This is a genomic window from Streptomyces sp. SM1, from assembly GCF_002910825.1.
GTDB lineage: Bacteria > Actinomycetota > Actinomycetes > Streptomycetales > Streptomycetaceae > Streptomyces > Streptomyces okerensis.
This window is the reverse complement of the sequence record NZ_NEUB01001031.1, coordinates 1-13,378: the sequence shown is the minus strand read 5'-3', so window position 1 is coordinate 13,378 and position 13,378 is coordinate 1. Positions and strand designations below refer to the sequence as shown.

Genomic DNA, 13,378 nt, shown 5'->3' with positions numbered 1-13,378 from the left:
TCTCAGCAGTGTTCAGCAAGAAGTTCCGCCACGCATACCTCGTCGCCTCGGCTCTGACGGTCATGTCTCTGGCCGGCTGCGCCGACGGCGTAGCCGGAGGGAGCGGCGCCCTGCAGGTCAGCGGGTCGACCACCGTGGCGCCGGTCGCCGCGGACGCGGCACAGGCGCTCAAGGCCGAGGGGCTCGACATCACCGTCGCCACCCAGGGCGGATCGGCCGGCGGCATCTCGCAGCTCGCCGCGGGTCAGATCAACATCGCCATGAGCTCGAAGCCTCTGGCGAAGGAGGACAAGGCCGCCAGCCCCGACACCGACTTCCTCTCCACACAGATCGGTGCCGACGCCGTCGGCGTCATCGTCACCAAGCAGGTCGCCGACGCCGGGGTCAAGAACCTCACCGCCGCGCAGGTGCGCGACCTGTTCGAGGGAAAGATCACCAACTGGTCCGAAGTCGGCGGCCCGGATCTCGACGTGTTCGTCTACGACAAGGAGCCGGGGCGCGGAACACGGGAAGTCCTCGACAAGTACATCTACGGGGACGAGAAGGCTCCGCCTCCGCCGAAGTCCGGCAACTTCGCCATCGTCGGCGGCAACCTCGAAACCCGCAACAAGCTCGAGTCGACGCCCGGCGCCGTGGCGCCGCTGTCCACCAGCTTCGTCGAGGGACGCGACGGTCTGGCCGCGGTGACACTGGACGGCATCGAGCCGTCTCCGGAGAACATCGCCTCCGGCAAGTACCCCATGGCCCGGCCGTTGTACTTGATCACCGACGGCAAGCCGAAGGGGTCCGCCAAGGAGTTCCTCGACTACGTGCTGGGCTCCGAGGGCCAGAAGCTGATGACCAAACACGGCTACCTGACCCTCAAGGAAATCGGGAAGTAGCCGATGACGACCACAAGCCTGACCCGGCCGCCCGTCGCACCCGACACCGGCAGCCGTCCGCGCCCGTCGAGGTGGATCTGGGCCTGGCTGTACGCCGGGGCGTTCGCCGTGGCGGCTCTGCTGCTGACCATCGTCGGCTATCTCGGCGCAGGAGTCACCAGTGGAGACGTCGACTGGCCGGAGCTGCTGACCGAAGCCGCGTGGAGCCCGGCCAACTCGGTGTACGGCGGCCTGGCGATGATCTACGGCACAGCGGTGGTGTGCGCACTCGCCCTCGTCATCGCCGTACCCGTCAGCTGGGGGGCGGCCGTCGCACTCTCGGAGTACCTCCCGCCCCGCCTGGCCCGGCCGCTGCGCATGTGTGTGGAGTTGCTCGCCGCCGTACCGTCCATCGTCTACGGCCTCATCGGCATCATGGCCGTCCGTCCGCTCATCGAGTCGATCGCCGACGTACCCGGCGGAGACAGTCTCGCGGCCGCCGGCATCGTCCTCGCGGTCATGATCGTTCCCACGGTCGTGGCCGTCAGCGTCGACGCGCTCACCGCGGTGCCGGACCGCGTCCGCGAGACCGCCTACTCGCTCGGCCTGACCCGACGGGAAGTGGTCCGCTCGGCGGTGCTGCCACTGGCACGGTCCGGCATGCGAGCGGCCGTTCTGCTCGGGCTGGCACGGGCCCTGGGCGAAGCCATCGCCGTGTTCCTGGTCGTGGGACGGGCGGACGGCCGACTGCCCACCAGTTTCGGAGAGCTCCTCGACTCGCTGAGCCACCCCGGCCAGACGCTCACGACGAAGCTCGCCGGCCCGGAACCCGTACTGGCGGGAACGTCCGGTCCCTACTTCGCCGCTCTGTGCGGACTCGGTCTCGTCCTCCTGGCGCTGGTGGCCGCCGCGACGGTCTGGGGCACCCGAGGCCGCGTCCGCGGCGCAGCGACCGAACACTCCCACAAGGTCCGCGGCACGCCGCGGATGCGGCTGCAGCGGGACCGGCTGGCGATGACGCTGCGGCTGGGGGCCCTGGTCCTGCCCGGCGCTCTTCTCGCCGCCATGCTGGCCCTCCTGGTGACGCGGGGAAGCTCGGCGTTCAATCCCTCCTTCTGGTTCACGCCCGCGACGGGTGCGGCCGGAGGGGGTGTGCGGGACCAGGTCGTCGGAACCGTGCTGCTCATCGTCACCACGGGCGTCCTGGCTCTGCCGCTCGGCTTCGGCGCGGGCATCCTGATCGGCGTCCACGCCTCCGAGCGCACGGCACGTGTGCTGCAGACCTTCACGGTCGTCCTCGGGGGGGCACCGACCATTCTGCTGGGCCTGGCCGGTTTCGTGATCCTGTCCACCACGATGGGCTGGGGACGGTCCTGGCTGGCGGGTGCGATCGTGCTCGTTCCCGTCGTGGTTCCGGTGATCGCCCTGACCACCTCCGCCCGGGTCAGGAGCATCCCTGCCGAACTCACGGAAAGCGCCATGTCCCTGGGGCTGACGCGGGTGCAGTACATCCGCTCCGTCGTCGTTCCGTACACCTGGCCGGCGACCATCACCGGTCTGCTCCTCGGCCTGGCGCGAGCCGCGGGCGAAACCGCCCCGTTGCTTTTCACCGCGACGGTCTTCTTCGGCGCGCCCGCCGTGCCGAGCGGGATCGTGGAATCGCCAGTACAGGCGTTGCCGACCCACATCTTCACTCTTTCCCAGGACTCCGGTGACCCCCAGGCGGTCACCCAGGCGTGGGGAAGCGCCATGGTGCTGGTCCTGATCACCGCAGTACTTCTCAGCGCGGCGGTCGCGCTGCGCAACCGTTTCGAGGGGGAGCGATGGACAACGTAATCGCCGTGCGCCAACTACGCGTGCTCAACCGCGACAAGACCCTGGTCGGCCCGGTCTCCTTCAGTCTTGAGCAGGGGTCCACCACCGGGCTGTGCGGGCCGTCGGGCGCCGGCAAGTCGACCATACTGCGCGCCCTGGTGGACCTGCTCCCCAACGGACTCACCCGGGACGGCGAACTGCGGGTGCTGGACCGGACCATCGCACCTGGCAAGGGAGACGCCGACCTGAGAGCCAAGGTCGTTCTCGTGCCCCAGATGCCGGTCGTCTTCGGGGGCAGCGTCCTCGGCAACGCCCTTTTCGGTCTCCGTCACGTTCTGCGCGCCTCCCAGGAGGTCCTGAAGGAACGAGCGGAGCAGGCTCTGGAGGAGGCCGGGTTGTGGAAGGAGGTCGCCGACCGGCTCGATTCCCCCGCGCAGAACCTCTCCGCCGGACAGCGCCAACGGCTCTGTCTCGCCCGTGCCCTGGCTCTGCAGCCGTCCGGGTTGCTGCTCGACGAGCCCACGAGCGCACTCGACGAACGCAGCAGGGACAAGGTCGAACAGTCCATCGCGGCGCTGCACGGCCGCCGGGCGGTGCTGCTCGTCTCCCACGACCCGGCGCAGGTGGAGCGCCTGTGCGACACGACCGTCCACCTGGACCAGCCTGTGACAGCATCTGCTGCCGCCGCCGTGGGCTGATCACCGGCATCGCACCGAAGGCTCCGTGATGACCGGGGATTTTAGGCTCAGCCTCCCGGCTGCGTACCGCGACCCTGTGATCGCAGCGGTACGCAGCCGGAGTCCGGGGCGGTCTCCAGCGCCCGCTAGACGTTGACCTGGCTGCGCTGATGCAGGATCTGCATCAGCGCGGAGCGCACCCCCGCGCCCAGCCTGTAGTAGACGAGGCGGCCATCACGCCTGCTCTCGATCAGACCGATGCATCGCAGCCGCTTCAGGTGATGGCTGACGGTCGCCAGAGACACTCCGACGTCCGCCAGTTCGTGCACCGCGACCTCGTATCCCGACCGTTCGGCCAGCTGCATCAGAAGCTGCAGACGGACCGGATCTCCGAGGGTCTTGAACACATTGGACCACCAGACCATGTCGGCCGCGCTCAGCTCCAGGCATGAACCGTCACAGGCAGCGCCAGCCCCTTTCTGACACATGGCATCTCCCTCCCAGCGTCCCTTCTGGGATCCGTTACCGGTGAGCATGTCCCTGCGCTCGGGGTTGCGCCCGGCCGGCGCCAGCCTTGCGGACCGCCGGAGCCTACCGGTTCAGGTGGTCTGTGACAGCAGGCCGGCCATGGCCGACAACACCCCGGGCGCGACACGGTAGTACACCCAGCTGGCACGGCGCTCCGACTCGAGGAGCCCGGCTTCCCGCAGCTTCCGCAAGTGGTGACTGACCGTGGGCTGGGAAACCCCGACGTCCTGGATGTCGCAGACACAGGCCTCTCCGGTCGGCCGCGCGGCGATCTTCGAGAACAACCGCAGCCGGACGGGATCGGACAGCGCCTTGAACATGACGGCGATCTTCTCCGAGTCGGCAGCGGACAGCTCTTCCTTCCCCAGCGGCTGGCAGCACCAGGTCGCGGTGGCGTTCGGATGGGTGGAACCCGGAGCCAGATTAGACATGTCTCTATGTTGACAGTCATCAAATCATTTGCCAAGCAGGAAGCGGAACCCCCCTGCGCCCGTTCGGGCGCAGATTCGATGAACTTCTATGTTGACGTACATCGATCTCAGGGGCATGCTGGGCGGCATCGACAGGCGTCAAATCCGAGGAGTCGTCCCACCATGTCCGCTGCCCCTGTTCTGCCGGTAGTCGTCATCGGCGCCGGCCCCGTCGGCCTGGCGGCCGCGGCCCACCTGTCCGACCGCGGCCTGCGCGCCCTCGTCCTCGAAGCCGGTCACGCCGCGGGCACCGCCGTGCGCGAATGGGCACACGTACGTCTCTTCTCCACCTGGGGTGAAGTCGTCGACCCCGCGGCCGAGAAGGTCCTCGCCCCCATGGGATGGAGCAAGCCCGACGCCGCCACCTACCCCAGCGGCGGCGACTGGGCCGAGCACTACCTGCAGCCGCTCGCCGACGCCCTCGGGGACCGCGTCCGCTACGGCGCCCGGGTCACCGGCGTCTCCAAGGCCGGCCGCGACCGCATCGTCGACACCGACCGGGAATCGCAGCCCTTCGTCGTTCACGTGCGGCACACCGACGGCCGCGAAGAACGGATTCTCGCCGCCGCCGTGATCGACGCCTCCGGCACCTGGACCCTGCCCTCCCCCGCCGGCGGCAGCGGTCTGCCCGCCCTCGGCGAGCGCGCGGCGGCCGACCGCATCAGCTACCGGGTCCCCGACCTCACGGACCCGGCCGTACGTGCCCGTTACTCGGGCAAGCGCACCGCCGTCATCGGTTCGGGCGCCTCCGCGTTCACCGCGCTCTCCTCCCTGGCCGAGCTGTCGCGGTCCGAGGACGGCACGGACACGAAGGCGGTATGGGTGCTGCGCCGCGGCATCTCCGGCTCCACCTTCGGCGGCGGAGACGCCGACCAGCTGCCCGCGCGCGGCGCTCTCGGCCTGGCGGCCAAGGCCGCCGTCGACGACGGCCACGCCGAGGCGGTCACCGGCTTCCGTACCAAGGCCGTCGAAAGCGGCGCCGACGGCGGACTGGTGCTGGTCGCCGAGGACGGGCGACGGCTGGAGACGGTGGACGAGATCATCGTCCTGACGGGACTCCGCCCGGATCTTTCCTTCCTCTCCGAGGTGCGTCTGCGCCTGGACGAGCGCCTGGAAGCACCGGTGGAACTCGCCCCGCTGATCGACCCCAACCAGCACTCCTGCGGCACCGTCTACCCGCACGGCCACCGGGAGCTGTCCCACCCGGACGCCGGTGTCTACCTCGTCGGCATGAAGAGCTACGGCCGCGCTCCCACGTTCCTGGCCATGACCGGCTACGAGCAGGTCCGTTCTGTGGCAGCCGCACTGGCGGGCGACGCCGACGCGGCCGACCGCGTGGAACTGGTTCTGCCGGAGACCGGCGTGTGCGGCGGTTCCGGGCTGTTCGACACGGCCGACACCTCCCCGGCCGCAGCAGACGGCTGCTGCGCACCCGTCGCTCCACAGCCGATCCAGCTCACCGCCGTCTCCCCCGGTCCGGCCACCGCGTCCGGCAACTGCTGCGGCGTCTGACCGCCACCGCCCGGGGCCGTCACGGCCCCGGGCCGCGCACACCGTTGAACCGGCATGAGAAAGGCCCCATGTTCCCAACGCAACTCGCCCTCGGAGTGGCCGATTTGCCGGCCACCCTGCTCGTCCAGGCAGGGCAGGCCCGCACCGAGGAGACGGACACCGCTTGTCGTCATTCCCGGCAGGACAAGCTCCGGGTGTGTGGCTCCGGCCCGGAGCCGCGGGAGGTGTGCGCGGTCGAGGCAGGCGCCGACGCGCCGGCCGAGCAGCCCGGTGGCACCGGCCTGTTGCATCCCCGCCGGCGCCGTCCGGCCCGCACAACGGCCCGGCACGGCCGGTTGCCGCTGACCGGGTCATGAGCGACCTCTCCACGGTCGGCGCGGCCGCCGTCGTCGATCGGCCGGCGCGGCCGCGAGCGGCCCTGCCCGCCCTGTGCCTGACCCAGATCACCAGCTGGGGCATCGTCTACTACGCCTTCCCCGTCCTCAACCCGCAGATCACCGCGGCCACCGGCTGGAGCGCGGGCACGACCACGGCCGCGTTCTCGGCCGCCCTGCTCGTTTCCGCCCTGGCCGGTATCCGCATCGGCCGCATCCTGGACGCTCGCGGCCCTCGCACGGTCATGACCGCCGGCTCCGTCATCGGCACGGCCAGCCTGGTCGTCATCGCCATGGCGCCCAACCCGGCCGTGTTCACCGTCGGATGGCTGTTGGCCGGTCTCGCCATGGCCTCCACCTTCTACCAGCCCGCTTTCGCCGCACTCACCCGCTGGTGGTCTCCCCATCACATCCGCGCCCTGACCACCGTCACTCTCGCCGGTGGTCTGGCCTCCACCTTCTTCGCTCCCCTGACCGCCCAGTTGGCCGAACACTTCACCTGGCGCCACACGTACCTGATTCTGGCCGCTGTCCTGGCCGCCGTGACCGTGCCCGCCCATGCCTTCGCCCTACGGGGCCCCTGGCCCCCCGCCCCGCCCTCGACCACGGCAGGCGCGACCTCCACCACGGCCACCATCACCCGCAGTCGTCCCTTCCTCCTGCTGGCCACCGCCCTGACCCTCTCGTCGTTCGCGATGTACGCCGTGGTCGTCACCCTCGTCCCTCTGTTGCTCGACCGCGGCTACACCGCGACCCAGGCAGCCTGGGCCCTGGGCCTGGGCGGGGCCGGGCAGACCCTCGGCCGCACGCTGTACGCGGCCCTGGCCCGCCGGAGCTCACCCGCCCTGCGTGCCGCTGTCCTTGTCGGCCTGGGGGGAGCGACCACCGCCGCCTTCGCACTCGTCCCCGGCCCCTACCCTCTGCTGGCAGTCCTGGCCGTCGTCGCCGGCACCGTCCGCGGCAACCTGACACTGCTGCAGGCCACCGCCATCACCGACCGATGGGGCGCCAACCGCTACGGCCGCCTGTCCGGGCTCCTTGCCGCCCCCACGACGACCGCCTCCGCACTCGCCCCGTTCGCCGGCACCGCCCTGGCCGTGCCACTCGGCGGCTACCCCCACCTCTTCGTCGTCCTCGCGCTGGTCTCGGCCACCGCCGCACTCATCGCCCGGCACACGACGCCGGACGACCTGATGACCTGATGACCTGATGACCTGACGACCTGACGACCTGACGACCTGACAGCCGGAAACGACAGCCACCACCGCGCCGACGGGTGACCCCCGCACGAACTGCTGTCGTTGCGCCGACACCTGCCCCAACAGCAGCCCAACCCCTGCCGAACAACCATCCCATCCTCGCCGAACGCACAGTCTGGAGTTTCCCAGGCATCAGACGCCAGTAGGTGGGATACGTCTCCTCGATCGACTTGTGTCCCATCCATTCAGCCACATCGGTGATCGGTATCCCGCTCCCGAGCGCGTTCGAAGCGAAGTAGTGCCGGAAGCCGTACATGCCGGCACCGTCCGCTGCAGGCAGGTCCTTGAAGAACTTCTGCACACGGCGGCGTTCCATCGGCTCCGTGTAGTAGCCGCTCGGACCGCGTAGCAGATAGCCCTCCTTCGTGGTGCCGCGCTTCTCCTCGTACCGCTTCATCGCCTCCCGCACCGAGCGCGGCAGAGGAACCTCCCGGAACTCCCCCGCCCTACGATGCTTCAGCTTCGCCGGCTTGTGCGTGTTGGAGTGGATCTGCTCATGCACCCGGTAGACGTCGTCCGCCACAACGTTGTTGATGTTCACTGCCCGGGCTTCCCCGTTTCGCAAGCCGCAGCCCACCATCATGACGATCTCAAGCGCGAGATCTTCGTCGGCGGCTGTCAGGGCCTTCTTCACGGAGGTGAGGGGCGGGATGACCACCTTTTCGCGGACGTATTCCGGTTCCTGGACGCCCTTCACAGGGTCGTCCGCCATAGCGCCCTTGCCATATGCGTCCCGGAGGATCGCTTTGAGGACGCGGAAGATGTTCACCTGGTTTCCGCGCCCCACCCCGTCCGTCTCCAACTCGTCCAAGAAGCGCTCGACCACGATGGGCGTAACCGAGTTCACTTTCCGCGATCCGAGACGAGGAATGATGTGCACGTTGATGGAGCTGTCCACGTGCCATCCTGTCGAGTACTCCGTCATCTTGCGCTGACGAGGACGCCACTGCTCGCGTATTCCACGATCGTCTGCTGACCGAGTTCGCGGCGAACCTCGGCGACGGATGGTGCCGTTGTCTTCTTCTCCGCGTAGATCTGCGTGAGACGCTCGATCGCATCGTCCTGCGTGTCGTAGCCGGCTTCTTCACGTTGCTTGCCGAGAGCGTCCCGGAAACCGAATCGTGTACGGGTGAGGGCAACGAGTCGGCCTGGAACAACCGCACTCCTTGAAGAACGACCCCATCCCGCGAGCAAGCTGTCGAGCCACGCATCAAGCCTTCCGAGCAGGGCGATGAGCGGCGCAGGAGGCACCTGCCGTAAGGCGCAGGTCAGCAAGCCGGACACCGTCCGGCCCGATGCTGACCTTTTGCTGACCTGGAGGCGGAGATCAGGGCTCTGACCTGCGAAAACACCCAAACGCTAGATCTTGGACTTGACCATGGTGCGCAGCACTTCAGACTCCCAGAAGACGGCTCCCCGCTAGCTTTCTGCAGGTCAGGGGCGTCGTTCACGGTACCTCGGCATGCCTGCCGCCCGAAGACCTTCCGGAACATCGTCCGTCATGGCCGTGCGGACCGTCGGCCTCGAGGGCATCCGTCTGCGGCGCCGACACCGCACCATCATGGCCGACCCGGCGGGCGCGAAGGTCCTTGACCCGATGGGCCGCGGGCCTCACCGCGAAGGAGAGCGCCGACGGCACCGAGAGGGACTCCTTCACAGGTGACTGCCCCGTACGGACGACATCGGCGGCGTGGGCCGCGCGGCGGTGTGCGCGGGCGTCAGCCGGGCGCGTCGCCGGGCAGGGCGGCCCGCTGGTGCGGATCTGTCACTCCGCCGGGGCACGCCAGCCGTTCGATCTCCCAGCCGGCGTGCCGTGCGCCGGCCCGGTACGCGCTCTCGTAGAAGGCGAGCACGGCGGAACGCGGGTCCGGCCCGGTGCGCGCCTCGTCGTACGGGAGCACAGCCAGGTGACTGCCGCCCCGGTCGAGCCAGCGGGCCGCCCCGGGACGGAGTGTTTCCTCGGCCAGGCCGGCCGGTTCCGGGGCGGTGTAGGAGTAGAACGCTGGATCGGGGAAGGCGTCGTCACCGAACCAGAAGCCGAAACTGATCACCTCGCGCGAATACGCCTCCCGTGTGACCGGGTCGATCACCGGAGGCTGCTCGACGTGGCGCACGGAGAAGCGGCTGTGGGCGATGTCGAAGGTGTGCCAGAAGTGGTGTACCGGACTGACCTTTCCCGAGTAGCCCGCGGCGAACTCCTCCAGGACGGACGCCACCTGGCTGAGGACCCGCCAGTAGCGGTTGGCCTGCGCGGGATCGTAGGCCGAGTGCTCGGTGTCCCCGGCGTACGGCCGGGCGGCATCGGGCAGGTCGAAGGGCCGGGGTACGGCGAGCCGCACCCGGATGCCCAGGACGGCCAGCGAGTCCATGACCGTGCGGTAGAAGGAGGCTACGGACTGGCCGACGAGCGGGAAGGAGACCTGCCGCCCGTCCAGGACCGAGATCACCAACTGGTGCGCGACGAAGTCGAAGTCGATGGCGAAGACCGGGTTGCCGTCGACCTGCCCCATGGGGCGCGTGGTGGTGCCGCGCCCCGTGAGGTGCAACGGGACGTTCCACCAGTGATTGCGCTGAACGCTGGTGGCGAGGCGGATCTTTCCGATGATCTGCGCGAATCGGTGGAGTGTCTCCTTCGTGTCGCGCCACTCCGCCAGCGGGATCGGCGGGAACAGTTCCATGGTCGTCCTTCCCCTCCCGTCCAGCGCCTCCGAAGGGCCGGACAGGTTTTGGGCAGCGCAGCCATAAGACCATCCGTGGCGCGATACGGCACCTCGTCGCACCCGGAAGGCCGTGGCCACCGGTGCGCCGGTGATCCCGGTGGCGGACCGCGCCGGCCGCACCACGACATGGTGCCCTGGGGCTTACACGCTTTTCACCTGCGCGGTCCGGCCTGCCGTGCGCCCGGAGCGGCCCCCGCGCGCCCTGTCACGCAGCCGGTCCGGCGATCGCCGGAAGAACCGTCCCGGCGATGTCGAGGAGGGCGCTGTCGGCCGGGAGGACTCCGGACGTGCTCCACACGGTGATGTCGCAGTAGCCGCCCCGGTCCTGACCGCCGAGGGCCACGGACAGCGTTCTGGCCAGGGGGCCTTCCTCGACGGGTCCGCCGGATGCGCTGCCCCCGAGATCGATCTCGATCCTCATGGTGTGATCCGAGAAGGGGACCGCGGGCCGGCCGAGGACCGAGAGCGTTCTGACGTCCGTCTCGTCCCCGAACTCCATCAGTTTCACGTACTGGGCGATCGACAGTTTGTTGTACGTGGCCGAGACGTTCACGGTGTAGGTGTCGAACCGGACCTCGGCCTCCGGCTGGGCGACCCTCCCCCCGGTCAGGGGCGGTGTTGCTGGTGCCGGAGGCGCTGGTCGCGGTCTCCGCGGGCGTTCCGAGGAGCCGGGCCAGGCCGGACCTGTTGAGTGCCTTGCACAGCTCCTCACCGGTCACAGCCCGGGCCGTGTGTCTGTAGGCGCTCGGCAGTTCCTCGTCCTCCGCGCCCGGACACGAGGCGGCGGCGGCCTGCGGCGTGCTGCCGTCGTCGGCGGGCACCAGACGCGGGCCCAGCCACAGGGCTGCTCCGAGTGCCGCGAACAAGGCGACGGCGGCGACTGCCTGGCCCCACGCGTTGGGTTCCTTCTCCGCGGCGGCCGGGGCGGGGCGCCGCACCGCTGGAGCCTGCGGCTGCGGCTGCGGCTGCGGCTGCGGCTGCGGCTGGGAAGCGTCCTCGGACACCGCTCCGCCCGCGGAGGCCGCCGGACCCGGGTTCCGGCGCGCGCGCAGGGCCCGGACCACCATGTGGACGCGCACCGCGGTGAACACCAGGAACGCCACACCGAACCCGGCTGCCACCCATTGCCCGTCGCGGAGGGCGAGATGCATGAGGCGTACGCCGAGGACGGACCCGACCACGATGAGCAGGGGCTCACGGACCCAGAAGGGCAGGAGACGGAGGAGGAAACCGAGCATCGGTTGATCACACCAGGACAAGATCACGACGGCTGTGGTGGAAGCCACAGTTCTGGCTCCGGACTCAACCGTGGTGAAAGACGGCTCGTGACGCCCTCGAGCCCCGTCGGCCGTGTTTCCCGTCGACGGCGGCCCTGACATCGTTTCCCTCACCCCGGGCGGGCCCCGGGGACCTCACCGGAGCAGAGATCACACGGGTGCTGGATCATCCCGTCCCGCACTCCGGGTAACGTCAGGGTATGAGTCATCCACACCCCGAACTTAAAGCCGCCCCGCCTCTTCCCGAGGGAGGGCTGCGGGTCGTCGCCCTGGGCGGCCTGGGTGAGATCGGTCGCAACATGACCGTCTTCGAGTACGCCGGCAAACTGCTCATCGTCGACTGCGGCGTGCTGTTCCCGGAGGAGACCCAGCCCGGCGTGGATGTGATCCTGCCGGACTTCACCTCGATCCGGGACCGGCTGGACGACGTCGTGGCCATCGTCCTCACCCACGGGCACGAGGACCACATCGGCGGTGTGCCGTACCTGCTGCGCGAGCGGTCCGACATCCCCGTCGTCGGTTCCAAGCTGACGCTGGCGTTCCTGGAGGCCAAGCTCAAGGAGCACGGCATCCGGCCCCGCGCGGTGCGCGTGCGCGAGGGCGACCGGCGCCGCTTCGGGCCTTTCGACTGCGAGTTCGTGGCGGTCAACCACTCGATTCCGGACAGCCTCGCGGTCGCGATCCGCACCGGCGCCGGGATGGTGCTGCACACCGGCGACTTCAAGATGGACCAGTTCCCGCTCGACGACCGCATCACCGATCTCCGTGCCTTCGCCCGCCTCGGCGAGGAGGGCGTGGACCTGTTCCTCACCGACTCCACCAACGCCGAGGTACCCGGCTTCACCACCTCCGAGCGAGAGCTGAACCCGGCGATCGAGCAGGTGATGCGCACCGCCCCGCGCCGGGTCATCGTCTCCAGTTTCGCCAGCCATGTGCACCGCATCCAGCAGGTCCTGGACGCCGCCCACCAGCACGGCCGCAAGGTCGCCTTCGTGGGCCGCTCCATGGTCCGCAACATGGGCATCGCCCGCGAGCTGGGCTATCTGAAGGTCCCGTCCGGTCTGGTCGTGAACACCAAGGAGCTGGAGAAGCTCCCGGACCACAAGATCACTCTCGTGTGCACCGGCTCCCAGGGCGAACCGATGGCCGCGCTGTCCCGGATGGCCAACCGCGACCACCAGATCCGCATCGGCAAGGGCGACACCGTCCTGCTCGCCAGCTCCCTCATCCCAGGCAACGAGAACGCCATCTACCGGGTGATCAACGGACTCACCCGGTGGGGCGCGAACGTGGTCCACAAAGGCAACGCCAAGGTGCACGTCTCCGGGCACGCGAGCGCCGGCGAACTCGTCTACTGCTACAACATCGTCAAGCCCCGCAACGTCATGCCCGTACACGGCGAATGGCGCCATCTGCGGGCCAACGGCGACCTCGCCGTCCGCACCGGTCTCGACCCCGAGCGGGTGGTCATCGCCGAGGACGGCGTCGTCGTCGACCTCGTCGACGGGCGCGCGTCCATCACCGGCAAGGTCCCCGCGGGCAACGTCTACGTGGACGGCATGGAGGTCGGCGGAGCCACGGAGGCGTCCCTCAAGGACCGCCTCACGCTGGCGGAGGAAGGTGTGCTCACGGTGGTGGCGATCGTCGACGCGGACACCGGCGCCCTCGCCGAGGCGCCCGACTTCCTGGCCCGCGGCTTCGTCCACGACGACACCACCTTCGAGCCGGTCGTCCCCGTCATCGAGAAGACCCTGTCCAGGGCGGCAGACGAGGGGGTCGGGGACGCGCGCCAGCTCGAACAGCTCCTCGCCCGCGCCGTGGCGAACTGGGCGTTCCGCACCTACCGCCGCAGGCCGCTGATCATCCCCGTGATCATCGACGCCTGA

The 13,378-nt window shown here is 69.5% G+C and carries 12 protein-coding genes and 1 pseudogene; 7 read left to right on the top strand and 6 right to left on the bottom strand.

The window, feature by feature from the left end:
• Positions 1-8: 8 nt before the first annotated feature.
• Genes B9S61_RS37470 through B9S61_RS37460 form a run of 3 tightly spaced genes read left to right on the top strand, consistent with a single transcriptional unit; the run spans position 9 to position 3,373 of the window.
• On the top strand, positions 9-881 hold the full coding sequence (locus B9S61_RS37470; protein ID WP_103546149.1) for a phosphate ABC transporter substrate-binding protein: 873 nt from the start codon (positions 9-11) through the stop codon (positions 879-881).
• A 3-nt stretch (positions 882-884) separates the two neighbouring features.
• Positions 885-2,696 (top strand): phosphate ABC transporter permease subunit PstC, encoded by a 1,812-nt coding sequence (gene pstC, locus B9S61_RS37465; RefSeq protein ID WP_103546148.1) that lies wholly within the window; start codon positions 885-887, stop codon positions 2,694-2,696.
• Complete coding sequence (locus B9S61_RS37460; protein ID WP_181007713.1) at positions 2,684-3,373, top strand: ATP-binding cassette domain-containing protein; 690 nt, start codon at positions 2,684-2,686, stop codon at positions 3,371-3,373. Before pstC ends, B9S61_RS37460 begins: the two co-directional genes overlap by 13 nt.
• A 125-nt stretch (positions 3,374-3,498) precedes the next feature.
• On the opposite strand, the gene B9S61_RS37455 is transcribed toward B9S61_RS37460, so the two are convergent.
• Both B9S61_RS37455 and B9S61_RS37450 read right to left on the bottom strand, forming a co-directional pair.
• Positions 3,499-3,840 (bottom strand): helix-turn-helix transcriptional regulator, encoded by a 342-nt coding sequence (locus B9S61_RS37455; protein ID WP_103546147.1) that lies wholly within the window; start codon positions 3,838-3,840, stop codon positions 3,499-3,501.
• A 111-nt stretch (positions 3,841-3,951) separates the two neighbouring features.
• The gene (locus B9S61_RS37450) at positions 3,952-4,311 is read right to left on the bottom strand and encodes a helix-turn-helix transcriptional regulator (RefSeq protein WP_103546146.1); all 360 of its coding nucleotides are present in this window, start codon (positions 4,309-4,311) and stop codon (positions 3,952-3,954) included.
• A 162-nt stretch (positions 4,312-4,473) separates the two neighbouring features.
• On the opposite strand from B9S61_RS37450, the gene B9S61_RS37445 reads away from it, so the two are divergent.
• The 3 genes from B9S61_RS37445 to B9S61_RS37435 all read left to right on the top strand — a co-directional run bounded on the left by B9S61_RS37445 (position 4,474) and on the right by B9S61_RS37435 (position 7,438).
• The gene (locus B9S61_RS37445) at positions 4,474-5,862 is read left to right on the top strand and encodes an NAD(P)-binding domain-containing protein (RefSeq protein WP_103546145.1); all 1,389 of its coding nucleotides are present in this window, start codon (positions 4,474-4,476) and stop codon (positions 5,860-5,862) included.
• Positions 5,863-5,930: 68 nt separating this feature from the next.
• On the top strand, positions 5,931-6,218 hold the full coding sequence (locus tag B9S61_RS37440; RefSeq protein WP_103546144.1) for a hypothetical protein: 288 nt from the start codon (positions 5,931-5,933) through the stop codon (positions 6,216-6,218).
• Positions 6,215-7,438: an MFS transporter gene (locus B9S61_RS37435; protein ID WP_103546143.1), complete on the top strand. Its 1,224-nt coding sequence runs from the start codon at positions 6,215-6,217 to the stop codon at positions 7,436-7,438. The genes B9S61_RS37440 and B9S61_RS37435 overlap by 4 nt, the downstream gene beginning before the upstream one ends.
• Here the strand turns inward: B9S61_RS37435 and B9S61_RS37430 are convergent.
• From B9S61_RS37430 to B9S61_RS43635, 4 genes and pseudogenes are all read right to left on the bottom strand, one after another.
• Positions 7,398-8,393, bottom strand: coding sequence for a site-specific integrase (locus tag B9S61_RS37430; protein ID WP_258040080.1), 996 nt, complete (start codon positions 8,391-8,393; stop codon positions 7,398-7,400). The genes B9S61_RS37435 and B9S61_RS37430 overlap by 41 nt on opposite strands.
• 23 nt (positions 8,394-8,416) lie before the next feature.
• A complete protein-coding gene (locus B9S61_RS43085; RefSeq protein ID WP_258040079.1) occupies positions 8,417-8,770 on the bottom strand; it encodes a hypothetical protein in 354 nt (117 codons plus the stop codon).
• 443 nt (positions 8,771-9,213) lie between these two features.
• Positions 9,214-10,173: a DUF5996 family protein gene (locus B9S61_RS37425; protein WP_103546142.1), complete on the bottom strand. Its 960-nt coding sequence runs from the start codon at positions 10,171-10,173 to the stop codon at positions 9,214-9,216.
• Positions 10,174-10,420: 247 nt separating this feature from the next.
• Positions 10,421-11,453, bottom strand: a pseudogene (locus B9S61_RS43635) (DUF6215 domain-containing protein).
• A gap of 239 nt (positions 11,454-11,692) precedes the next feature.
• On the opposite strand from B9S61_RS43635, the gene B9S61_RS37415 reads away from it, so the two are divergent.
• Positions 11,693-13,378 (top strand): ribonuclease J, encoded by a 1,686-nt coding sequence (locus B9S61_RS37415; RefSeq protein ID WP_103546141.1) that lies wholly within the window; start codon positions 11,693-11,695, stop codon positions 13,376-13,378.